The sequence below is a fragment of the Rhodanobacter ginsengiterrae genome, assembly GCF_050026815.1.
Classification (GTDB): domain Bacteria; phylum Pseudomonadota; class Gammaproteobacteria; order Xanthomonadales; family Rhodanobacteraceae; genus Rhodanobacter; species Rhodanobacter ginsengiterrae.
The window spans coordinates 1-22,735 of sequence record NZ_JALBWO010000049.1; the positions used below are offsets into that span (position 1 = coordinate 1).

The following is a 22,735-nucleotide window of genomic DNA, read 5'->3' on the forward strand; positions in this document are numbered from 1 at the left end:
GTGATGCCGCCGATGAGCCAGCTCAACGACGACGAAGTGGCGAACATCCTCACCTACGTGCTGAACAGCTGGGGCAACCCGGGTGGTCAGATCAGCAAGGACGAGGTAGCCAAGGCACGCGCGGCGGTGGTTCCTGCTGCGCCTGCGGAGCACTGACATGCGTGTACGACTGGCACTGGGGCTGCTTGGCCTGATGCTGGCACTACCGGCAGCGGCGGCGGATTACGTCACCCTGCCGGGCGGCACTTTCACCAGCGTGTTGCCGGCCGATGGCAAGACGGCACCGGCACAGGTGGCACCGTTTCGCCTGCGCACCGAGCTGGTCACCAACGGCGAGTTCCTGGCGTTCGTGAAGAAGCACCCGGAATGGCGGCGCGACAAGGTGGCCAGCATCCTGGCCGATGCACGTTACCTGACCCAATGGGCCAGTCCCGACGCACTCGGTGACGCCGTGCTGCCGCGCCAACCGGTGACGCGGATCAGCTGGTTTGCCGCGCAGGCGTATTGCGAGAGCGAGCAGGCGCGCCTGCCCAGCTGGTACGAATGGGAATACGCGGCGGCGGCCGATGCCACGCGCCGCGACGCGCGGGCCGACCCGGCCTGGCGCGAAAGCATTCTGGGCTGGTATGCGCGCCCCTCCAGCACGGCACTGCCCGAGGTCGGTGGCGTCGCCAATGCCTACGGCGTGCGCGACATCAACGGTCTGGTGTGGGAATGGGTCGATGATTTCAACGCACTGATGGTGGCCAGTGACAGCCGCGAGCAAGGCGACCCGGATTTGCTGAAGTTCTGCGGCGCTGGTGCGATCAGCCTGCAGGAGAAGGAAAATTACGCGGTGTTGATGCGCATCGCCATGCTGTCCGCGCTCAAGGCCGCCAACACCACCAACAACATGGGCTTCCGTTGCGCGAAGTCCGAATGAGGCAAGCACCATGAAGCGTCTGTTGCCCTTTCTTGCGATGTTCCTGCTGCTCGGCAGCGCGCGGGCAGCCGTGCCGTTGCCGGGCGACTCGATCTACAACCTGGCGGTGCAGCTGACCGACCAGGACGGCCACCAGCAGAAACTGGCCGAGCGACGCGGCCGGCCGCAGCTGGTGACGATGTTCTATACCTCGTGCCAGATGGTCTGCCCGATGATCATCGACAGCATGCGGCTTACCCGCAATGCGCTGGACCCGGCGACGCGCGCGCAGATCGACTTGCTGGCAGTGAGCTTCGACCCGGCGCGTGACGACGTGGCCACGCTGCACAGCTACGCCGAGAAGCGCAAGCTGGACCGGCGTGTCTGGACCCTGGCGCGCGCCGATCCGGCGCAGGTGCGTCAGCTGTCCGGCGTGCTCGGCCTGCAGTACCGCCAGTTGCCCGACCTCGAGTTCAACCACAGCAGCGAGTTGATCCTGCTGGACGCCGACGGCCGCATTGCCGCGCGCACCACGCGGATCGGCAAGCTTGACCCGGGGTTTGTCGAGGCGATCGGCAAGGTCGTGGCGGAGCAGCCGCGCCACTGAGGCGGCTGACCGGGTGCCTGATCCGTCGGTCGATCCATGTCGCGGCAGCGGGTGGCCAGGCGCAGGCTCGCGTTCGGGCACACCCATCGCATCGTACCGGCCTTGATGGTCGGCATCGTATTCCTTGCCAAGACCATGTTTTACTTGCAGCCATCCATCCAGCAGCGAGGTGCACGATGTCCGAAGTCACGTTCAAGGGCCAGCCGATCAACATCAATGGCCAGTTTCCCGCAGCGGGTTCGACCGCGCCAGCGTTCAGCCTGGTCGGTGGCGACCTGTCGGATGTGGCATTGTCGAGCTATGCGGGCAGGCGCAAGGTGCTGAACATCTTTCCCAGCGTCGACACCGGCGTCTGTGCCACCTCGGTGCGCCGCTTCAACGAGTTGGCCGGCAAGCTCGACAACACCGTGGTGCTGTGCATTTCGGCCGATCTGCCGTTCGCGCAGGCGCGCTTCTGCGGTGCCGAGGGACTGGACAAGGTGATCAATCTTTCGTTGATGCGCGGGCGCCAGTTCCTCAACGACTACGGTGTGGCGATCGCCAGCGGACCGCTGGCCGGGCTGGCCGCGCGCGCGGTGGTAGTGCTGGATGAGCGCGACACGGTCATCCATGCCGAGCTGGTCAGCGAGATCGCGCATGAGCCGGATTACGACGCGGCATTGAAGGCGCTGGGCTGAGCAGCCCGACTCGGACGACGCAGGAGCGCACTTTGTGCGCGATGCCCTTCGTTACGCGACGGAAAGCATCGCGCACGGGGTGCGCTCCTACACGCCCACGATCGGCACACCAAACGGTTGCGCGTCCGGGTTCAGGCCCAGCCCGTATTTCAGGCTGCGGCCGATGCGCCGGGCGTATTCCAGCATGGTGGCGGCGGCGTATTCATCCAGCTCCTCGGCGCAGGTTTCGCGCCACAGTTCCAGCCAGCGGTCGAAGTGTTCGGCGCGGATCGGATGCGGCCGGTGCGCGCCCATCGGGTTGCCGCGATAGCTGCCGGCACGCAGCGCCACCGAAGCCCAGAACGAGGTGAGCAATCGCTTGTGTTCGTCCCAGTCGTGCACGGCGGCGTTGAAGATCGGGCCGATCTGCGCGTCGCGTCGCACTTTCTCGTAGAAGTGATCGACCAAGGTCGCCAGGCTGGCTTCATCGAGTGGTGACTGCAGGTTCATGCGAGACATGATGGATCCGTGCGCGAAGCGAAGTGTGATGCCGGCGCCAACAAAAAACGCATCCGGCCATGACAGCCGGATGCGTCGCTGGTCCGCGAGCTTACTGGCCCAGGCTCAACGTGCCCTTCATCAGTGCGGCATGGCCGGGGAAGGTGCAGAAGTACGCGTATTGTTCGCCCGCCTTGAGTTTGGCCACATGGATCGTGGCGGTATCCGATTCACCGCCGCCGATCAGCTTGGTGTGCGCGATGATGCGCGCGTCGCCGGGCTTCTCGTAGCTGTTGGCCGCACCGGCTTTCATGCCGTCGGAAATCACGCCGGCTTCGTCGCTGCCGTGCGTCAGCACCCAGTTGTGACCCATCGCGGTGGCCGGCAGCTTGCCGGTGTGCTTCAGGGTGACCTTGAACGACTTGCAGGTCTTGGGTACGGTGATCGTCTTGGTGTTGAACTGCATGGCGTCGTTGGCCTCGACCGTGGTCGCGCATTCGGCGGCCATCAGCGGCGTGGAGAGCAGGCCGAGCAGGGCAATTGCAATCAGTTTGCGCATCAGGTGTTGCTCCTTGGGGAAGTGGGGGCTCGGATGAATTCTGCGATGGTGGCGCGAGGTCCACACTGATCTGGATCATGGTGACCCGCACCATCCGTGATTGACACTGTAGCCACAGACCGGCAGGCGTCGGAAGGAGGCAAGATGACGCACGTCGTCACCGAAAACTGCATCAACTGCAAGCACACCGATTGCGTCGAGGTGTGTCCGGTGGACTGCTTCCACGCCGGTCCCAATTTTCTGGTGATCGATCCCGACGAATGCATCGACTGCACGCTGTGTGTGGAGGAATGTCCGGTGGGTGCGATCTTCCCCGAGCTGGACGTGCCGGCGGGGCAGGAGATATTCATGTCGATCAACGCCGAACTGGCCAGCCAATGGCCGGTGCTGACCAGCAAGATCGCGGCGATGGAAGACGCCGCCAAGTGGGACGGGGTGCCGGACAAGCTGCCGCTGCTCGAACGCTGACGGGATCTGTCGACTCGCGCAAACGGGAAACGGTGTATACCGGATGCTGGTTTGCTCGACGGCAGAGCCTGGCCGGAGTGTTCTAGCCTTCATCCACTCGCCGATCGGTCATCTGAAATGAATCGCCCCGCGGTCGAGGGCTTCGCTCTCGGCACGTCGCGGCTGGCGGTGTTTCGGTTTGCCTGGGAGATCAGCGATGAATGAAGCAGCCCAACCCTTGACCGACGACGATACCGAACAGTCACCGTGGTGGCTGCGAACGGTGGTGATCGTAATGGTGATCGGCTTTGCCGGCTTGCTGGCCATCACGTCGCTGGCCTACCGCAATGCGCCGCCGATCCCGGCGCAGGTGGTGGACGCCCAGGGCGTTGCGCTGTTCAGCGGCGACGATATCCGCAACGGCCAGGCGGTCTTCCTCAAATATGGCCTGATGGACAACGGCAGCATCTGGGGACACGGCGCGTATCTCGGGCCGGACTACTCCGCCGAAGCGCTGCATCGCCTCGGTGAGGACACGGCCACCGCGATGGCCGCCGGGCAATACGGCAAACCGGTCGCGGCGCTGGATCCGCAGCAGCAGGCCGCGGTGCATGCCGAAACCGCGGTGACCCTGAAAACCAACCGCTACGACGCGCGCAGCGGCGTGTTGCGCTTGATCGAACCCGAAGCGGTGGCCTATCGGAAGCAAATCGGCTACTGGACGAACTACTTCAAGGACCCGACGAAGAACGGCGGGCTCAAACCCGACCTGATCACCGATCCCGCCGAGCTGCACCAGTTCACTGCCTTCGTGACCTGGGCCGCCTGGGCTTCGGTGGCGACCCGGCCGGATACGGATGCGTCATACACCAACAACTTCCCCTACGACCCGAGTGTCGGCAATGTCGCCACTGGCAGCGCGCTGCTGTGGAGCGCACTGAGCCTGCTGGTGCTGCTGGCCGGTATCGCGACCGTGCTGCTGGCGTTCGGCAAGTTCGATTATCTGGGCTGGATCAGCCGCGGTCATCATGTGCACCCGCAATTGTTGCCGGGCCAAGCCAGTCGGGGCCAGCGTGCGCTGGTGAAGTTCTTTGTGGTGGTGGCCTTGCTGTTCCTGATGCAGGCGCTGGTCGGCGGCGGCGTGGCGCACTTTCGCGCCGATCCGGGCAGTTTCTATGGCTTCCAGCTGGAGAACATCTTCCCCAGCAACCTGCTGCGCACCTGGCATCTGCAGACGGCCATTTTCTGGATTGCCACGGCTTACGTCGCTGCTGCCTTGTTCATCGGGCGCTCGTTGCGCGCGCCCGATGACGAGCCACGCTGGCTGGCCGGCTGGATCCATCTGCTGTTTGCCGCCTTCGTGGTGGTGATCGGTGGCAGCCTGCTCGGCGTATGGGCCGGCATGGCGCAGAAGCTGGGCCACTGGTGGTTCTGGTTTGGCGACCAGGGCTGGGAATACCTGGAACTTGGCCGGGTGTGGCAATACCTGCTGGTGGTCGGCCTGCTGGTGTGGTTCGCGATCCTGTGGGTGCTGGCGCGTCCGCGTGCGATAGCCAACCCGGCCGCACGACCGCTGGCAAGGATGTTCCTGTTTGCCGCCGTCGCCATTCCGGTGTTCTACGTGCCGGCGCTGTTCTTCGGCGCCAGGACCAATTACACGGTGGTCGATACCTGGCGCTTCTGGATCATCCACCTGTGGGTGGAGGGCTTCTTCGAATTCTTCGCCACCACGGTGGTCGCGCTGACCTTCTATCAACTGGGCCTGACCCGGCGCAACGTGGCGCTGCGGGTGATCTACCTGGATGCCATCCTGTATTTCCTCGGTGGCCTGATCGGCACCGGTCACCATTGGTATTTCACCGGCCACACCAACTTCAACATGTCGCTGTCGGCGTTGTTCTCGGTGCTCGAGGTGGTGCCGCTGACCTTGCTGACGCTGGATGCCTGGGACTTCGTGCGCACCACCCGCGGCGATTGCGACGTGTGCGGCAAGGCCGTGGCGGTGCCGCACAAGTGGACGTTCTACTTCCTGATGGCGGTGGGCTTCTGGAACTTCGTCGGCGCGGGCATGTTCGGCTTCTTCCTCAACCTGCCGATCGTCAGCTACTACGAAGTGGGTACGCAGATCACGCCCACCCATGGCCATGCGGCGCTGATGGGTGTGTTCGGCATGCTGGCGATCGCGCTGATGGTGTTCTGCCTGCGCCAGGCCAGCAGCGATGAGCGCTGGCCGGGTATCGAGAAGTACATCAGGGTAGCGTTCTGGGGCACCAATATCGGGCTGGGCCTGATGATCGTGATGAGCCTGTTCCCCAGCGGCGTGATGCAGCTGTGGGACGTGCTCAAGCACGGCTACTGGCACGCGCGCAGCGCGGAATATCTGGCGATGCCGCGCTCGCATCTGGTCGAGTGGCTGCGCCTGCCGGGCGATCTGATCTTCATCGGCTTCGGCGCGCTGCCGCTGGTGATCGCTTCGATCAGGGCCTGGCTGGGCGTTCGCGCTGCTGCACGGGTGGAAGCGCATTGAGCGGCGAGCGCCCATGAAAAAGCCCGCGCCGACGAGTTCGGCGCGGGCTTCGATGCTGGCGGATCAGCCGATCATTTCGCGATGACGCGAACCATCTCCAGGCACTTGTTCGAGTAGCCCCACTCGTTGTCGTACCAGCTGACCAGCTTGACGAAGGTGTCGTCGAGCGCGATGCCGGCCTCGGCGTCGAAGATCGAGGTGCGTGCATCACCGCGGAAGTCGGTGGCGACCACCTTGTCGGTGGTGTAGCCGAGGATGCCCTTCAGCGCGCCTTCGCTCTGCGCCTTCATCTCGGCGCAGATCTCCGCGTAGGTCGCCGGCTTTTCCAGCTCGACGGTGAGGTCAACCACGGACACGTCCGAGGTCGGCACGCGGAAGCTCATGCCGGTGAGCTTCTTGTTGAGTTCCGGGATCACCACGCCAACGGCCTTGGCCGCCCCAGTGGAGGACGGGATGATGTTCTCCAGGATGCCGCGGCCACCGCGCCAGTCCTTGTTGCTCGGACCATCAACCGTCTTCTGGGTGGCGGTGGCGGCGTGCACCGTGGTCATCAGGCCGCGCTTGATGCCCCACTTGTCGTTGAGCACCTTGGCGATCGGCGCCAGGCAGTTGGTGGTGCAGCTGGCGTTGGAGATGATCGCCTCGCCCTTGTAGGTCTTGTCGTTGACACCGTAGACGAACATCGGCGTGTCGTCTTTCGACGGCGCGGACAGGATCACCTTCTTCGCGCCGGCATCAATGTGCTTCTGCGCGGTTTCCTTGGTCAGGAACAGGCCGGTGGATTCGATCACCACGTCGGCATGCACTTCATTCCACTTCAGGTTGGCCGGGTCGCGTTCCTGGGTCAGGCGGATGGTCTTGCCGTTGACCACCAGGTGGCCGTCCACGATCTTCACGTCGCCCTTGAAGCGGCCATGCACGGAGTCGTAGCTCAGCATGTAGGCAAGGTAGTCCGGCTCCAGCAGGTCGTTGATCGCCACGATCTCGATATCGTTGCCGAAGTTCTGCACGGCAGAGCGCAGCACGTTGCGACCGATGCGGCCGAAGCCGTTGATGCCGACCTTGATGGTCATGAGTGAACGTCCTCTCTTGGGGGATGGCAGGCAAGGCCGCGCCAGCGGCCGGAAAGCCGCCATTTTACAGCCAATCAGCACAGCCTGCCCGGCCGGCCCGGGTGGCCGGGAAGGTCGCGGATGCCGTGACGTCGGCGACTGCTGGCGGCGCGCCTTGGTGAGCGACAAAAAGCCGCGGCGGTCTGTGGCAGACTGCGGCAATCATCCTGCCGGATCACCCTCCATGCGTCTTGCCCGTCGTGCCGCCGTCCTGCTGGCCTGTCTCGTCATTGCGCCGGCCCAGGCGTGGGGGCCGCTGGGTCACAGTGTCGTGGCCGACCTGGCGCAACGCCATTTGAGTCCGTCTGCGGAGGCCGAGGTCGAACGTCTGCTGGCGCCGGAGCACACCAGGTCGCTGGCCGACGTCGCCAACTGGCCGGACCAGATCCAGGACGATCCGGCCATGGCCGCCCTGTGGAAGCAGACGCGCGGCCAGCACTACATCAACTTCCATGGCGGCAGCGCTTGCGATTACGTGCCCCCGCGCGACTGCCGCAACGGGAATTGCGTGGTGTCTGCGCTGCAGTATTACGTGGGGGTTCTGGGCGATCGCACTCAGAGCGACCAGGCCAGGCGCAATGCGCTGAAGTTCGTGGTGCATTTTGTCGGCGACATCCACCAGCCGCTGCATGCCGGCTATCGCGACGACAAGGGCGGCAATACCTTCCAGGTGCAGTTCGACGGCAAGGGCAGCAACCTGCACAAGGTGTGGGATTCGAGCATGCTCTACAGCCGCGGGCTGGACTGGCAGAGCTATGCACAGATGCTGGATTCGGCGGTGCCGGTGGTGCTGCCTGCGCCGATCGCCCCGCTGGACAACCCGTACGCGCAGTGGGCCGAAGAGTCCTGCCGGATCACCGCCGAGGCGGGCTTCTATCCCGCCACGCATACCATCGACAAGGCCTACGTCAAGGCCGAGTTGCCCGCGGCGGACCTGCGCTTGCGCCAGGCCGGTCGTCGCTTGGCCGCCGTGCTGAATCTTGCACTGTCGAAGTAGTTGCACGCTTCCCCCGTCATCGTCGCCATGCATACGATTGCAGGGTGATGGCGTGTCGTCCCTCATCTGCTAGCCTCGACCCATGAACGAAAATCCGCTGCGTCGTACCAAGATCGTTGCCACCCTGGGCCCCGCCACCGATGCGCCAGGCATGCTGGCGCGAGTCATCGCCGAAGGCGTCAACGTGGTTCGGCTGAACCTCTCCCACGGCCAGCCCGACGACCATCGGGCACGTGCCAACGCGGTGCGTGCCGCGGCAAGCGAAGCCGGTTGCGAGGTGGGCATCCTGGCCGACCTGCAGGGGCCGAAGATCCGCATCGAGACGTTTGCAAACGGGCCGGTGGAACTGCTCGATGGCGCCTCGTTCGTGCTGGATTGCCGACCCGACGTTCCGCCCGGCGACGTTACCCGGGTCGGGGTGAGCTATTACGGCCTGCCCGGCGACGTGCATGCCGGCGATGTGCTGCTGCTGGACGATGGGCTGGTGGCGCTGACCGTGCTCGACGTGGTCGGCAGCGAGGTGCGTTGCCAGGTGCTGATCGGCGGCAAGCTGTCCAATCGCAAGGGACTCAATCGCCAGGGCGGCGGGCTGTCGGTGACGGCACTATCGGACAAGGACAAGGCCGACATCAAGCTGGCCGCCGAAATCGGCGCGGATTTCCTCGCCGTATCGTTCGTGCGCTCGGCCGAGGACATGCACCAGGCCCGGCGCCTGCTGCACGAGGCCGGCGGTCATGCGGCGCTGGTGGCGAAGATCGAGCGCGCCGATGCGATTCCCGTGCTGGGCGAGATCATCGACGCTTCCGACGTGGTGATGGTGGCGCGCGGCGACCTCGGCGTGGAGATCGGCGATGCCGAGTTGCCCGGGCTGCAGAAGAAGATCATCCGCGAGTCGGTACAGCGCAACCGCGCAGTGATCACCGCCACGCAGATGCTGCAGTCGATGGTGCGCTCGCCGATCCCGACCCGTGCCGAAGTGCTGGACGTGGCCAACGCGGTGATCGACGGCACCGACGCGGTGATGCTGTCGGAGGAAACCGCCGCCGGTGCACACCCGGACAAGGCGGTGGCCGCCATGCGCCGGATCTGCCTCGGCGCGGAGCGCCAGTTCGAGCCGAAGGAAGACCTGAGCGCCAGCGGCCACATGCTCGACCGCACCGACCAGGCCATCGCGCTGGCGGCGATGATGCTGGCCGGTCAGCTCAAGGTGCGGGCGATCGTGGCCCTGACCGAATCCGGCGCCACTGCGCAGTGGTTGTCGCGCTATGGCAGCGCGGTGCCGATTTTTGCGCTGTCGCCGATGGCCGCGGCGCGCCGACGCATGCTGCTGCTGCGTGACGTGCAGCCGGTCGCGTTTTCCCATGAAGGACTGACTTCGGTGGCAACCGCGCGCTCGGCCGTGCAGCAACTGTTCGCCCAGGGCCACCTGCAGGAGGGCGACCGCGTGGTGCTGACCCAGGGCGACCACGTCGGCCAGGGCGGCGGCACCAATACCCTGAAGCTGCTTTCGGTGGGCGACGACGGCATGGTCGAGTGCCTGCGCGATCTGTAATCCTGACGGCGCGCTGTCCGGTCCGTCCCTGATGACTGCCGGTAGACACTCGGCGGACTACACTTCCCCCCGTTCCCTGCGCTGGAGTTCAAGGCAATGAAGATCACTTCCCGTCCGTTGCACCGCGGTTTGCTGCTGGCCCTGGCTCTCGGCTTCATCGCCCCGGCGATGGCCCAGCAGGCGCGCAAGATCGATCAGCAGGATCTCTACCGCTACTGGATCCTGCTCAACACCCAGGTGCAGATGGATGTGCCCAATACGGGACTGAACCTGGACAAGCCCGGCTGCGCGGCGGTGACCTACACGGTCGGTTCCGACGGCGTGCCGATGAACGTGCAGGTGGCCAAGGTGGTGCCCAAGAGCGATCTCGGCCCGGTGGCGCGCAGCGCGGTGTCCAACTTCCGCTATGGCCCGTCGCTGAGCAACCGCATCGGCGAGCCGATGGCCACGTATTACATCGTGCCGTTCAATGCGCCCAAGGACCCGGTCCAGCGCCAGCAGCTGATCGACGCCTGCAAGCTCCCCGGTTACACGCCCTGAGGCTGCCCATGCGCCGCCCGCGGGCGGCCCGGCACGCCCATTGGTGAATCTGGCCTATAATTGCCGTTTTGAACCATGCCGCTTCGTCTCCGAGGCGGCTTCAACCATGTGCGGGCGTGAACCCGGCCGCACCACGGAGTCGTCATGAGTATTGAAGATCTCGAAAGCATCGCCCTGGCGATGGTCGCGCCCGGCAAGGGCATCATCGCCATCGACGAGTCGACCAACACCATCAAGAAGCGCTTCGAGGCCGTCGGCATCGAGAACACCGAGGAAAACCGCCGCGCCTATCGCGAGTTGCTGCTGACCACGCCGGGCCTGAACGAGCACATCTCCGGTGCGATCCTGTACGACGAGACGATCCGTCAGTCGACCAGGGACGGCGTGCCGTTCACTCAGCTGATGAAGAAGCTGGGCATCATCCCCGGCATCAAGGTCGACAAGGGCCCGCAGCCGCTGGCCGGTTTCCCCGGTGATGTGGTCACCGAAGGCCTCGACGGCCTGCGCGAGCGCCTGCAGGAATACGCAAAACTCGGTGCCCAGTTCGCCAAGTGGCGCGCGGTGATCAACATCAGCGAAGACAACCCCAGCTCCACCGCGATCGAGGCGAACTGCCACGTGCTGGCCCGTTACGCCGCGCTGTGCCAGGAAGTCGGCCTGGTGCCGATGGTCGAGCCCGAAGTGATCATGGACGGCGATCACAGCATCGAGGTCAGCTACGAAGTGCACGAGGCCGTGCTGCGCAGCCTGTTCAATGCCTTGTACGAGCAGAACGTGATGCTGGAAGGCACCATCCTGAAGATCAGCATGGTCATTCCGGGCAAGGACTCGGACGAGCAGGTCGACGTCGAGGAAGTGGCCGAAGCCACCGTGCGCGTGCTCAAGACCACCGTGCCGGCCTCGCTGCCGGGCATCGTGTTCCTCTCCGGCGGCCAGACCGACGAGCAGTCCACCGCCCATTTGAACGCGATGAACCAGCTCGGCCCGCACCCGTGGCCGCTGTCGTTCTCCTACGGTCGCGCGATGCAGCAGGCGGCGCTGAAGCTGTGGTCGAAGGACATGAAGGCGAACTACGCCGAGGCGCAGAAGACCGTCCATGCGCGCGCGCGCGACAACGGCCTGGCCGCGCTGGGTCAGTGGAAGGGCTGATTGCGGCGAGGCATGGCTTCACAGCCAGCATGAAAAAGAACGGGCGCCTTGCGGCGCCCGTTTTTTTTCAGCCTGGTGCAGACCGCAGCATCAGAAGCGGTATTCGGCACTGACCGAGACCATGTCGGTGCTCAGGTCCACGCGATCCTTCTTCGCGTCGTAGTAGTCGTAGTTCACGCCGAGACTGACGTTGTTGCTGAAATCGTAGCCCACGCCCGCACCGGCGTACCAGCTGGTGTCGTTCAGACCCTTGCGCACCGGGCTGGCATCGTTGCTGAGGCCGTGGCCCTTCCAGCCATAGACGCCGGTACGCGCGCTGACGTACCAGTTCGGGCTCAGGTTGAAGTGACCGTTCACGCCGGCGGTCCAGCCGTGCAGCTGCGACTTGTTGTCTGCCACCACGGGCTGGCTGTTGAAGATGTTCTTCGCGTGGATGTTGCCCAGGTCGTTGTAACCCACCTCGGCACCCAGCGCCACCGACGGATTCAATGCCCAGCGATAGCCGCCATTGATGCCGTAGCCGGTGTCGCTGTCGTTGTACGCACCATGGTTGATCGAGGTGCGACCGACGTTGCCGTTGACGAACCAGCCGTCATTGTGGGTCGGCGCGCTCTGCGCGAACACGGCGGGGCCGGCGAACACGCCAGCGGTGGCCAGGGCGAGGGCAACAAGGGTCTTGTTCATTTTCATGGAGCTTCTCCAGTTTTGTTGTCATGGCAGTCGGCCCAAGGGGGGAGTGGCCGCTGCTGGTGGTGCGCCGTCCAAGGTGGTTAGCGACACGGGACTTAGATGGGTTGGGCCGGGAAAGATTCAATACCGAATAGTTCAGTATTAAGCGGGCGTTAACGGAAGCGGCCCGGCCGAGGCCTGAATCAGAAGCGGTATTCGGCCGTCAGCGAGGCGGCGTCCGAGGTCAGGCCGACCTTGTCCTTGTTGGCGCGGTAGTAGTCGTACGCCAGGCCCAGGCTGAAATGCGGGTTGAAGTCGTAACCGGCACCCACGCCGGCATACCAGTCGACCTGGTCCAGGTCATGCCGGTTGATGTCCTGGTTGGCATAGCCGTGGCCCTTCCAACCATATACGCCAGCGCGGCCGCTGACATACAGCCCCTGCCACACGTTGATCTTGCCGTTGACGCCGGCGGTCCAGCCGCGCAGCGCATTGCGGCGATCGGTCAGGTTGACGTCGTTGCTGTTGAATGCGTTCTTGAGCTTGAAGTTGCCCATGTCGTTGTAGCCGACCTCCACGCCAAGGCCGAGGTCCGGGCCGGCTTTCCAGCGATAGCCGCCGTTGAGCGCATAGGTAGTCGGATGATCGTTGTACGGACCCACGCGCATGTGGGCCTGGCCGACACTGCCGCTGAGGAACCAGTTGCCGCTGCCGATCGGCTGGCCGGGCTGGAAATTGCCGCCGGTCGTGCTGCTGCTGTCGGTGGCTGCCGCCGAAGCCGGGGCATCCTGGGCGAAGGCCGGCATGGTGCACAGTGCAGTGGCGGCGATGGCGAGTGCGAATAAATTCTTGTTCATGGGGTAGTCCTCTTCTTTGATCCGGACGCACGGGCCTGACGGACGGCCATGTGCAATCGGGCAGTGCCTGGGGATGGCGCTGCGGGGAGTAGTGATAGTGGGTCGAGGCTGAAGCTCGCTGAACCAGGGGGTGCGGAGGTTAAGCGGTGATTAATGCGCGGCGCGCGGGCGACAGCGCGCAGGCGATCGGCGACAATGTGCGCTTTTGCACCCGCCGGAGACTGCCCGATGACCACCCGCCGCGAACTCGCCAATGCCGTGCGAGCCCTTGCCATGGACGCCGTCGAGGCGGCCAAGTCCGGTCATCCGGGCATGCCGATGGGCATGGCCGATCTCGCTGAAGTGCTGTGGAACGACTTCCTGAAGTTCAACCCGGCCAATCCGAAGTGGTTCAACCGCGACCGCTTCGTGCTCTCCAACGGCCACGGCTCGATGCTGCAGTACGCGCTGCTGCACCTGACCGGTTTCGATCTGCCGATGGATCAGCTGAAGCACTTTCGCCAGCTGCATTCGAAGACCGCCGGCCACCCCGAAGCCAGCGAAACGCCCGGCGTGGAAACCACCACCGGTCCGCTCGGCCAGGGCCTGGCGAACGCGGTGGGCTTCGCGTTGGCGGAGAAGATCCTGGCGGCGCATTTCAACCGCCCCGGCCATGACGTGGTCGATCACCACACCTATGTCTTCCTCGGCGACGGCTGCCTGATGGAAGGCATCTCGCACGAAGTCGCCTCGCTGGCCGGCACCTGGCAGCTGGGCAAGCTGGTGGCGATCTACGACGACAACGGCATCTCGATCGACGGCGAAGTCCATGGCTGGTTCACCGACGACACGCCGGCGCGCTTCGAGGCCTACGGCTGGAACGTGATCCGCGGTGTGGACGGCCATGACGCTGCGGCGATCAAGCAGGCGATCGCGACCGCCACCGCGCAGACCGACAAGCCGACCCTGATCTGCGCGAAGACCATCATCGGGTTCGGCGCACCGCACAAGCAGGGCAAGGAAGAAAGCCACGGCGCCCCGCTGGGCAAGGACGAGATCGCCGCTGCCCGTGAACAGCTGGGCTGGAACCATCCGCCGTTCGAGATTCCCGCCGACGTCTACGCCGGTTGGGATCACCAGAAGTCAGGCCATGAAGCCGAGCAGGCGTGGAACGACGCCTTTGCGAAATACGCCGCGGCACATCCGGAACTGGCTGCGGAATTCAAGCGTCGCATGGCCGGTGAGCTGCCCGCAGACTGGGCGGAAAAGTCGCAGGCATACATCGACAAGCTGCAGGTCGAAGGCCCTGAAGTGGCGTCGCGCAAGGCCTCGCAGATGACCCTGAATGCGTTCGGCCCGCTGTTGCCGGAACTGCTCGGCGGTTCGGCCGACCTGGCCGGTTCCAACCTCACCAAGTGGAGCGGCAGCCTCGACGCCGCCAACGGCAACAGCGCCGACGGCAGGGGCAACTACGTCTATTACGGCGTGCGCGAGTTCGGCATGACCGCGATCGCCAACGGCGTGGCGCTGCACGGCGGTTTCATCCCGTACGACGCCACCTTCCTGGTGTTCTCCGACTACGCGCGCAACGCGGTGCGCATGAGCGCGCTGATCCCGGCGCACGCGATCCACGTCTACACGCACGACTCGATCGGTCTGGGCGAGGACGGCCCGACCCATCAGCCGGTCGAGCACATGGCCAGCCTGCGCTACATCCCGAACAATCAGTTGTGGCGTCCGTGCGACGCGGTGGAATCGGCGGCGTCGTGGAAGGCCGCGATCGAACGCAAGGGTGCGCCGTCGTGCCTGATCTTCTCGCGGCAGAACCTCAGGCATCAGCAGCGCAGCGCGCAGCAGGTCGCCGACATCCTGCGCGGTGGTTACGTGCTGTCCGATCCGCTGGACACGAAGTTCAAGGCGATCCTGATCGCCACCGGTTCGGAAGTGGAACTGGCGATGGAGGCATCGCGGGCGCTGGCCCAGCAGGGCGTGGCCGTGCGCGTGGTGTCGATGCCGTGCACCGAGGTGTTCGATGCGCAGCCGCTGGAATACCGCGAAGGCGTGCTGCCGACCTGGTGCCGTGCGCGCGTGGCGGTGGAAGCGGCCACCGCCGACTTCTGGTGCAAGTACGTGGGCCTGGACGGCGAGGTGATCGGCATGACCACCTTCGGCGCCTCCGCGCCCGCACCGCAGCTGTTCGAACACTTCGGCTTCAGCGTGGCGCATGTCGTCGATGCGGTGAAACGCGTCGTCCGCTGACGCCGTTGGCCTTGCAGGAGCCCGCTAGCGGGCTCCTACGAAACGCGGCTCAGCAGGCGGGCCAGTTCGTCGGGCGTAGCCGCGATGGCATGGGCGCCGGCCTGTTCCAGTTCCGTGCGTCCGCCAAAGCCCCACAGCACGCCGATGCCGCGCACCTGGTTGGCGACCGCTCCGTCGATGTCGAAGTGGCGGTCGCCGATCATCACGGCGTCCGCCGGGTCGGTGCTGAAATCCGCCAGTGCCTCGGCGATCATCGAGGCCTTCTCGCTGTGCGGGCTGTCCGGATGCGGGCCGTACAGGCGCAGGAAGGCTTCGCCGAATGGCAGGTGGGCAATGATCGGGGCGGCATGCCGGTGCGGCTTGCTGGTGACCACGGCGAGCTGGTGGCCGGCAGCGTGCAGTTGCCCGATCAGCGCCTCGATGCCTGGGTAGATGTCGTGTTCCTGCCAGCCCAGCGTGTTGAAGCGCTCGTGGTAGTACCCGACGGCCGCCTCGATCCGTTCGACATCGTGATTCAGCAGCGGCGCGAAGCTGTGCCGCAGCGGCGGACCGATCCAGCGACGCAACTCCTCGTGCGCCGGCGCCGGCACGTCCAGCCGCGCCAGCGCGTGCTTCACGCAGGCGGTGATGCCGTGCTCGGAATCGATCAGCGTGCCGTCGAGGTCGAACAGGCAGAGCATTACTTCGCGGCCCGCGCCTTCAGTGCGGTGACCGCCGGCAGTTCCTTGCCTTCCAGGAATTCGAGGAAGGCACCGCCGCCGGTGGAGATGTACGACACCTGGTCGGCGATACCGTACTTGTCGACCGCGGCCAGGGTGTCGCCGCCGCCGGCGATCGAGAATGCATTGGATGCGGCGATTGCGCGAGCCAGGGTTTCGGTGCCCTTGCCGAACGCATCGAATTCGAACACGCCGACGGGACCGTTCCAGACGACCGTTCCGGCCCTGGCGATCAGCTCGGCATAGATGGCCGCCGTTTGCGGTCCGATGTCGAGGATCATCTCGTCAGGCCCTACCTGATCGACCAGCTTCACCGTGGCCGGCGCCTGCGCGGAGAAGGTCGGCGCCACCACCACGTCAACCGGCATCGGTACTTCGGCGCCGCGTCGCTTGGCGTCCGCCAGCACCTTCTTCGCTGCATCGAGCAGATCCATCTCCACCAGCGAGTTGCCGACCGAATGACCCATCGCGGCGATGAAGGTGTTGGCAATGCCGCCGCCGACGATCAGCTGGTCGACCTTGCCGATCAGGTTGTCCAGCAGGGTGAGTTTGGTCGACACCTTGGAGCCGGCCACGATCGCCAGCAGCGGATGCGCCGGATGCTCCAGTGCCTTGCCCAGCGCATCGAGCTCGGCACACAGCAGCGGGCCGGCGGCGGCGACCGGGGCAAAGCGGATCACGCCATGGGTCGAGGCCTGGGCGCGGTGCGCGGTGCCGAAAGCGTCCATCACGAAGATGTCGCACAGCGCGGCATACTTCCTTGCCAGCACTTCGTCGTCCTTGCCCTCGCCGACGTTCATGCGGCAGTTTTCCAGCAGCACCACCTCGCCCGGGGCCACCTCGACGCCATCGACCAGGTAGTTCGCCACCAGCCGCACCGACTGGTCCAGTTTGCTGCTCAGCCACAGCGCCACCGGCGCCAGCGAGGATTCCGCATCGAACTGGCCTTCCTTTGGCCGGCCCAGGTGTGACATCACCATCACGCGTGCGCCTGCGTCGCGGGCGGCCACAATGGTGGGCAGGGCCGCATCCAGACGCTGGGTGGAGGTGATCTGGCCATGATCGTCGAACGGCACATTCAGGTCTTCGCGGATCAGCACACGCTGGTCGCGCAAATCGAGGTCGCTCATGCGGATGACGGACACGGCAGGACTCCAGTGATTGGCGGGGCGTCGCCCCGAACGGGCGGCAGCCGCGTATTGTCCGGCCGCTGCGGTGCCGATGCAAACCGCAGCGGCCGGAAAACGGGCGTTGCGGGCCGGCCCGGCCCGGGCCACACTGTCACCTGATTGCCATCACCGCGCAGAGGGGGACTGCCCATGGCCACCGGTCTGGTGCTTTACAGCTACTGGCGCTCCAGCGCCGCCTATCGCGTGCGCATCGCCTTGAACCTGAAAGGGCTCGAGTACGAAATTCGACCGGTGCACCTGGTGCAGGACGGCGGCCAGCAGCATGCGCCGGCGTTCAGGGCGCTCAATCCGCAGGAAATGGTGCCGTGCCTGCTGGACGGCGATCGGGTGATCACCCAGTCGCTGGCGATCATGGAGTACCTCGACGAGATGCACCCCGAGCTGGAGACGGCGCTGCTGCCCGTCGACGCCCGCGGCCGCGCCCAGGTGCGGGCGCTGGCGATGGCGGTCACCTGCGACATCCATCCACTGGGCAACCTGCGCGTGTTGCAACAGCTTGAGGCCGATTTTGGCGCCAGCGAGGAACAGCGCGCGAGCTGGTCGCGGCACTGGATGTCGGTGGGCTTCAAGGCGATCGAAGAGCAATTGTCGGACAGTGCCGCGACCGGCCGCTATTGCCACGGCGAGACACCGAGCATGGCCGATGCCTGCCTGATACCGCAGGTCTACAACGCGCTGCGCTGGAAGCTGCCGATGGACGACTATCCGACCATCGCGCGCATCCACCGCGCCTGCAACGAGCTGGAAGCCTTCCAGCGGGCGGCGCCGGAGGCTCAGCCGGATGCGCCACAGAGCGAGAAGTGAGTTGAGCGGAGTGAGAAGTGAGAAGTGAGAGAGCGCGCGGTGCGAGGTGGCTTGTGCCTCCTCTCACTGCTCACTCCGCTCCACTCACTCTTCGCTCCTAAAACCCCATCCCGTACGGATCGTTGCCAGCCAGTTCCTGGTCGTTGGAGCCGCCTTCGGCGAGCCGGATCTTCAGGGCCAGGCCGTCGCGCGAGTCGGACTTGTTGAGCGCCTCTTCCAGATCCACGCGGCCCTCCTTGTACAGCCGGTAAAGCGACTGGTCGAAGGTCTGCATGCCTTCCTGCAGGCTGCGATCCATCGCCTCCTTGATCTCGTGGGTCTGGCCACGACGGATCATGTCGCGGATCAGCGGCGTGTTCAGCAGCACTTCGGCGGCGGGAATGCGCCGGCCGTCCTTGCCGATCACCAGACGCTGGCTGATCACCGCGCGCAGGTTCAGCGCCAGGTTCATCAGCACGTTCTTGTGCGCCGATTCGGGGAAGAAGTTGAGGATGCGCTCCAGCGTCTGGTCGGCATTGTTGGAGTGCAGGGTGGCCAGGCACAGGTGGCCGGTTTCGGAGAACGCGATCGCCGCCTCCATCGTGTCGGTGTCGCGGATCTCGCCGATCATGATCACGTCCGGCGCCTCGCGCATCGCGTTCTTCAGCGCCTCGTGATAGGTATGGGTGTCCAGGCCCACCTCGCGCTGGTTGACGATCGACTTCTTGTGCCGGTGCAGGTATTCGATCGGATCCTCGATGGTGAGGATGTGGCCTGAGGAGTTCGTGTTGCGATGATCGAGCATCGCTGCCAGCGTGGTCGACTTGCCCGAGCCGGTGGCGCCGACCACCAGGATCAGTCCGCGCGGCTCCATGATCAGGTCGCGGAAGATCTTCGGCAGCTGCAATTGCTCGATGCTGGGGATTTCGCTCTTGATCGCGCGGATCACCATGCCCACTTCGCCGCGCTGCTTGAACACGTTGATGCGGAAGCGGCCGGCTTCCTTCACCGCCAGCGCCATGTTCAACTCGAGATCCCGCTCGAACTGCGGTACCTGGCCCTCGTCCATCAGCGAATAGGCGATCTTCTTGACCATGCCGCTGGGCAGGCCGGTATTGCCCAACGGATACAGTTTGCCCTCGACCTTGATATTCACCGGGGCGCCGGTGGACAGGAACATGTCCGACGCGCCCTTGTCTACCATAAGCTTGAGGAAGTAGCCGATGTCCACGAATGACCCCTAGTTTGCGAAATGCGCGTTGCAATGATGGATTATGCCCGCCCACAATACGCTGCGACACACCATGAGGAATGTGATGTACATCTTTTCCCCGCCGGCCGGACCTATCCGCACCGGCCGCACCGTCCTGCTTGCGCTGGCCCTGACTCTGTTCATCGCCGGCTGCGCCTCGGTGCCGCCGCCGAATGACTCGATGAACATGGCCCAGAGCCAGTTGCAAATGGCCCGCGATGCCGGCGCGGCCGACTATGCACCGGTGGATCTGGGTTTCGCCCAGGACAAGTTCCAGCTGGCGCAATCGGCGATGGCCGAGCGCAAATATGCCGATGCAGCCAGTCTGGCCGAAGAGTCCCGCGCCGACGCCGAACTGGCGCAGGCCAAGGCCCGTCTGGGCGCGGCGCGCGCCCAGATCCAGAGCAAGATGCAGGAAAACAGCCGGCTGCGCGAGGAGGGCGCGGCCGCGGCCGCGGCCGCGGCCGCCCAGGCCCAACCGGTAGCGCCGGCACCGACCACGTCCAGCGCGCAACCGACCGAAGACATGCCGGCGCCGCCCAGCTCGGCGCTGTCCGCTCCGTCCGGTGACGGTTTCCAGACCGTGCCTGACAATACCCCGCAACCGCCGGTGAACCCCGCGGGAGGTCAGCCATGAAACGTTCCGCCACCACGTTTGCCGCCATCGCGCTGGCGCTGGCCACCCTTGGCGCGGCGCACGCCCGCCAGGACGACATCGACATCAACCGCCTGAACGGCAGCCTGAACCAGCTCGCCAATGACCCCAGCCTTGGCGTGTACGCCCAGGCCGAGCAGGCGCGTGCCCGCGATGCCATCAGCCGGCTGGCCCAGGCCAGCTCGCGCGACCGCCCGCATGCGCTGTACCTGGCCGAGCGCCGCGTCGACCTGGCCAAGACCGCCGCGCAGGTGCAGGACGCCCAGGTCAAACTGACCCAGCTCGATCGCGAACACGATCAGATCCTGCTCGACAACAGCCGCCGCGATGCGGAACTGGCCCGGCGTGAGCTGGAGCGTCAGCGCCTGCAATACCAGCTGGCGCAGGAAGAGACCGCACGTCTGCAGGCGCAGGGCCTGGAGTATTCACAGGCAGCCGAGCAGGCGCGCGCCGAGGCCGATCAGGCGAAGAAGCTGGCGGCGGCCCAGAGCAAGGTGGCGCGGGCCGCCAAGCGTCAGGCCGAGCTGGCCGCGCAAGCGGCGAAGGCGATGCGCTCACAGCTGGAGAACGCCGACCAGCCCGCAGCGCCCGCTCCGAAAGCGTCGAAAAAGCACCGCTGAAAGACGCTTCCAACCCGGACACCGGCCCGTGAGGGCCTGTCCGGGCGGTGCATGGGCGGGCATCCGTTCGCTGAATGTAAAATCATGTTTTGACAGCTTTTTATGGAACTTTTCAGGGTTTCCGAAAACGCCGTCAAAAGAGTTGCACCCCCTCTGGCGGGGGAGTAGGGTCAAAGTCCCACGAGGCATTCCGGCCTCGTGGGTCACTGACCCGAACCATGCGCGTATCCCACGTTTTGCAAGCGTCTTCCGCATCCGGCTTTCCGGCGCGGATCGAGGGTGCGCGCCCTGGTTCACCGTCTGCGGAGGCGTCCTGTCGCATCCGCATGTCAACTCGCGAGGAGGTCGGATCATGTTTGAAAACCAGCAGCGTGATGATGTCGAGGCATTGATGAAGGCGGACGCGGAATTCCGCCGGCTTTACCAGCATCACAAGGAACTCGACAGCAAGGTGCACGACGCCGACATCGGCGTGTTGCCGATCGACGATGTGACCCTGGCCAGCATGAAGAAGGAGAAGTTGCTGGCCAAGGCGCGACTCGAGCGCATGTGGACGGATCGAGCGCACCTCGTCCACTGACCCCAGGCTGTTCGCGAACGCGGCCCCGGGCTCTCCCGCCTTGACGGGAAGGGCGCCGGGGCCGCCGCGTTTGCGACGCCCGGTCCGGCTGCTCGGTTATCATGGCGGTCTTGTCGCGGCCGCATTCCACCGAGTCGCCACCCAACACGGAGTCTGCATGACGGTCCATCAGAGCGTCCTCGAATTGATCGGCCACACCCCGATGGTCCGCACCCGGCGCCTGGACACCGGCTTGTGCGAACTGTTCCTCAAGCTCGAGAGCGCCAACCCCGGCGGTTCGATCAAGGACCGCATCGGCCTGTCGATGATCGAGGGTGCGGAGAAGGACGGCCGCATCCGTCCGGGTGACATCCTGGTCGAGGGCACCGCCGGCAACACCGGCCTGGGCCTGGCGCTGGTCGCGCAACAGAAAGGCTACCGGCTGATCCTGGTGGTGCCGGACAAGATGAGTCGCGAGAAGATCTTCAATCTCAAGGCGATGGGCGCCGAAGTGGTGCTGACCCGTTCGGACGTGGCCAAGGGCCACCCCGAGTATTACCAGGACATGGCCGAGCGGATCGCCCGCGAAACCCCCGGCGCCTACTTCATCAACCAGTTCGGCAACCCCGACAATCCGGCCGCGCACATCGCCAGCACCGGCCCGGAAATCCTCGAGCAGATGGACGGCAAGGTCGACGCGGTGGTGGTCGGCTGCGGCTCGTCCGGCACGCTGAGCGGCCTGTCGAAATTTTTCGCCGAACATTCGCCGCAGACCGAACTGGTGCTGGCCGATCCGGTCGGTTCGATCCTCGCCGAATACATCAACGAGGGCACGCTCTCGACCAAGTCCGCCAGCTGGATGGTCGAAGGCATCGGCGAGGACTTCCTGCCCTCGATCAGCGATTTCACCCGGGTGAAGAAGGCCTATGCGATCCCCGACAAGGAAAGCTTCCTCACCGCGCGCGAATTGCTGGCGAAGGAAGGCATCCTGGGCGGCTCGTCCACCGGCACCCTGGTGGCCGCTGCGCTGCGTTACTGCCGCGAGCAGGCGACGCCGAAGCGGGTGATGAGCTTCGTCTGCGACACCGGCAACAAATACCTGTCCAAGCTCTACAACGACTACTGGATGCTCGACAACGGCTTCATCGAGCGCGAACAACATGGCGACCTGCGCGACCTGCTGCTGCGTCCGTTCGCCCAGCGCGACACCGTGGTGGTCGCTCCGCACGAGCTGCTGATCACCGCCTACAACCGCATGAAGCTGTACGACGTGTCGCAGCTGCCGGTGATGGATGGCCGCAAGCTGGTCGGCATCGTCGACGAGTCCGATGTGCTGATGCATGTGCATGCCGACGAGACGCGCTTCCGCGATCCGGTTTCCACCGCGATGATCACCGACCTGCACATGCTCGACGTGCGCTCGCCGGTCGAGTCACTGCTGCCGGTGTTCGAACGCGGGCATGTGGCGATCGTGGTCGACGGTGACGACTTCCTCGGCCTGATCACCCGCATCGACCTGCTGAACTGGCTGCGTCGCAAGGTGAACTGAATCATGCGGGCGGGTGCCTTGATGGCGACCGTCCGTGAAAGGTTGGGTTAATCCAGCCCTGTCAAAATCGCTTGCCCGTGGCGGAGCCTGAAGCTTCGC

Annotated in this window: 23 protein-coding genes; 15 read left to right on the plus strand and 8 right to left on the minus strand. The window is 65.2% G+C overall.

All coding sequences use genetic code 11. The annotated features are described in order from the left end of the window. Positions 1-157: 157 nt before the first annotated feature. The 3 genes from ACQGNJ_RS05785 to tpx all read left to right on the plus strand — a co-directional run bounded on the left by ACQGNJ_RS05785 (position 158) and on the right by tpx (position 2,185). Entirely contained in the window at positions 158-922 is a 765-nt protein-coding gene (locus ACQGNJ_RS05785; protein WP_426688288.1) for a formylglycine-generating enzyme family protein, read from the plus strand. Positions 923-932: 10 nt separating this feature from the next. Continuing rightward, positions 933-1,508, plus strand: a complete 576-nt coding sequence (locus ACQGNJ_RS05790) for an SCO family protein (RefSeq protein WP_426688289.1) — start codon at positions 933-935, stop codon at positions 1,506-1,508. Positions 1,509-1,684: 176 nt separating this feature from the next. After that, positions 1,685-2,185 (plus strand): thiol peroxidase, encoded by a 501-nt coding sequence (gene tpx, locus ACQGNJ_RS05795; protein WP_426688290.1) that lies wholly within the window; start codon positions 1,685-1,687, stop codon positions 2,183-2,185. Positions 2,186-2,272: 87 nt separating this feature from the next. Here tpx and ACQGNJ_RS05800 read toward each other — a convergent pair whose 3' ends face one another. Next, on the minus strand, positions 2,273-2,674 hold the full coding sequence (locus ACQGNJ_RS05800) for a group III truncated hemoglobin (RefSeq protein ID WP_426688393.1): 402 nt from the start codon (positions 2,672-2,674) through the stop codon (positions 2,273-2,275). Between the two features lie 100 nt (positions 2,675-2,774). Then, positions 2,775-3,221, minus strand: coding sequence for an azurin (azu, locus tag ACQGNJ_RS05805; RefSeq protein WP_426688291.1), 447 nt, complete (start codon positions 3,219-3,221; stop codon positions 2,775-2,777). Positions 3,222-3,365: 144 nt separating this feature from the next. Between azu and fdxA the strand changes: the two genes are divergently transcribed. Together fdxA and ACQGNJ_RS05815 are read left to right on the plus strand one after the other, a co-directional pair. Further along, positions 3,366-3,689 carry a ferredoxin FdxA gene (gene fdxA / locus ACQGNJ_RS05810; RefSeq protein ID WP_426688292.1) on the plus strand — a complete coding sequence of 108 codons (324 nt, stop codon included), beginning with the start codon at positions 3,366-3,368 and terminating at the stop codon, positions 3,687-3,689. A gap of 196 nt (positions 3,690-3,885) precedes the next feature. Further along, complete coding sequence (locus ACQGNJ_RS05815; RefSeq protein WP_426688293.1) at positions 3,886-6,195, plus strand: nitric-oxide reductase large subunit; 2,310 nt, start codon at positions 3,886-3,888, stop codon at positions 6,193-6,195. 71 nt (positions 6,196-6,266) lie between these two features. Here ACQGNJ_RS05815 and gap read toward each other — a convergent pair whose 3' ends face one another. Next, complete coding sequence (gene gap / locus ACQGNJ_RS05820) at positions 6,267-7,268, minus strand: type I glyceraldehyde-3-phosphate dehydrogenase (protein WP_426688294.1); 1,002 nt, start codon at positions 7,266-7,268, stop codon at positions 6,267-6,269. A gap of 223 nt (positions 7,269-7,491) precedes the next feature. On the opposite strand from gap, the gene ACQGNJ_RS05825 reads away from it, so the two are divergent. The 4 genes from ACQGNJ_RS05825 to ACQGNJ_RS05840 all read left to right on the plus strand — a co-directional run bounded on the left by ACQGNJ_RS05825 (position 7,492) and on the right by ACQGNJ_RS05840 (position 11,545). Next, positions 7,492-8,304, plus strand: a complete 813-nt coding sequence (locus ACQGNJ_RS05825; RefSeq protein ID WP_426688295.1) for a S1/P1 nuclease — start codon at positions 7,492-7,494, stop codon at positions 8,302-8,304. Between the two features lie 82 nt (positions 8,305-8,386). Then, complete coding sequence (gene pyk / locus ACQGNJ_RS05830) at positions 8,387-9,856, plus strand: pyruvate kinase (protein ID WP_426688296.1); 1,470 nt, start codon at positions 8,387-8,389, stop codon at positions 9,854-9,856. 96 nt (positions 9,857-9,952) lie between these two features. Beyond that, positions 9,953-10,396 carry an energy transducer TonB gene (locus ACQGNJ_RS05835; protein ID WP_426688297.1) on the plus strand — a complete coding sequence of 148 codons (444 nt, stop codon included), beginning with the start codon at positions 9,953-9,955 and terminating at the stop codon, positions 10,394-10,396. Between the two features lie 144 nt (positions 10,397-10,540). After that, positions 10,541-11,545 carry a class I fructose-bisphosphate aldolase gene (locus ACQGNJ_RS05840; protein ID WP_426688298.1) on the plus strand — a complete coding sequence of 335 codons (1,005 nt, stop codon included), beginning with the start codon at positions 10,541-10,543 and terminating at the stop codon, positions 11,543-11,545. Between the two features lie 90 nt (positions 11,546-11,635). On the opposite strand, the gene ACQGNJ_RS05845 is transcribed toward ACQGNJ_RS05840, so the two are convergent. After that, a complete protein-coding gene (locus tag ACQGNJ_RS05845) occupies positions 11,636-12,235 on the minus strand; it encodes a porin family protein (protein WP_426688299.1) in 600 nt (199 codons plus the stop codon). Between the two features lie 182 nt (positions 12,236-12,417). Further along, positions 12,418-13,071 carry an outer membrane beta-barrel protein gene (locus ACQGNJ_RS05850; protein ID WP_426688300.1) on the minus strand — a complete coding sequence of 218 codons (654 nt, stop codon included), beginning with the start codon at positions 13,069-13,071 and terminating at the stop codon, positions 12,418-12,420. 228 nt (positions 13,072-13,299) lie between these two features. On the opposite strand from ACQGNJ_RS05850, the gene tkt reads away from it, so the two are divergent. Continuing rightward, complete coding sequence (tkt, locus tag ACQGNJ_RS05855; RefSeq protein WP_426688301.1) at positions 13,300-15,309, plus strand: transketolase; 2,010 nt, start codon at positions 13,300-13,302, stop codon at positions 15,307-15,309. Positions 15,310-15,344: 35 nt separating this feature from the next. Here tkt and ACQGNJ_RS05860 read toward each other — a convergent pair whose 3' ends face one another. Together ACQGNJ_RS05860 and ACQGNJ_RS05865 are read right to left on the minus strand one after the other, a co-directional pair. Further along, on the minus strand, positions 15,345-15,989 hold the full coding sequence (locus ACQGNJ_RS05860) for an HAD hydrolase-like protein (RefSeq protein WP_426688302.1): 645 nt from the start codon (positions 15,987-15,989) through the stop codon (positions 15,345-15,347). Next, positions 15,989-17,173, minus strand: a complete 1,185-nt coding sequence (locus ACQGNJ_RS05865) for a phosphoglycerate kinase (RefSeq protein WP_426688303.1) — start codon at positions 17,171-17,173, stop codon at positions 15,989-15,991. The genes ACQGNJ_RS05860 and ACQGNJ_RS05865 overlap by 1 nt, the downstream gene beginning before the upstream one ends. Positions 17,174-17,347: 174 nt before the next feature. Here ACQGNJ_RS05865 and maiA point away from each other — a divergent pair, with 174 nt between their 5' ends. Beyond that, on the plus strand, positions 17,348-18,022 hold the full coding sequence (gene maiA, locus ACQGNJ_RS05870; RefSeq protein ID WP_426688304.1) for a maleylacetoacetate isomerase: 675 nt from the start codon (positions 17,348-17,350) through the stop codon (positions 18,020-18,022). 97 nt (positions 18,023-18,119) lie between these two features. Here the strand turns inward: maiA and ACQGNJ_RS05875 are convergent, their stop codons facing one another. Further along, complete coding sequence (locus ACQGNJ_RS05875; protein WP_426688305.1) at positions 18,120-19,232, minus strand: PilT/PilU family type 4a pilus ATPase; 1,113 nt, start codon at positions 19,230-19,232, stop codon at positions 18,120-18,122. Between the two features lie 85 nt (positions 19,233-19,317). On the opposite strand from ACQGNJ_RS05875, the gene ACQGNJ_RS05880 reads away from it, so the two are divergent. The 4 genes from ACQGNJ_RS05880 to ACQGNJ_RS05895 all read left to right on the plus strand — a co-directional run bounded on the left by ACQGNJ_RS05880 (position 19,318) and on the right by ACQGNJ_RS05895 (position 22,636). Further along, positions 19,318-19,890: a DUF4398 domain-containing protein gene (locus ACQGNJ_RS05880; protein ID WP_426688306.1), complete on the plus strand. Its 573-nt coding sequence runs from the start codon at positions 19,318-19,320 to the stop codon at positions 19,888-19,890. Beyond that, complete coding sequence (locus ACQGNJ_RS05885; protein WP_426688307.1) at positions 19,887-20,528, plus strand: hypothetical protein; 642 nt, start codon at positions 19,887-19,889, stop codon at positions 20,526-20,528. Before ACQGNJ_RS05880 ends, ACQGNJ_RS05885 begins: the two co-directional genes overlap by 4 nt. Positions 20,529-20,880: 352 nt before the next feature. Further along, positions 20,881-21,108, plus strand: a complete 228-nt coding sequence (locus tag ACQGNJ_RS05890; protein WP_426688308.1) for an HP1242/YdcH family protein — start codon at positions 20,881-20,883, stop codon at positions 21,106-21,108. A gap of 157 nt (positions 21,109-21,265) precedes the next feature. Further along, complete coding sequence (locus tag ACQGNJ_RS05895) at positions 21,266-22,636, plus strand: pyridoxal-phosphate dependent enzyme (RefSeq protein WP_426688309.1); 1,371 nt, start codon at positions 21,266-21,268, stop codon at positions 22,634-22,636. Positions 22,637-22,735: the final 99 nt, after the last annotated feature.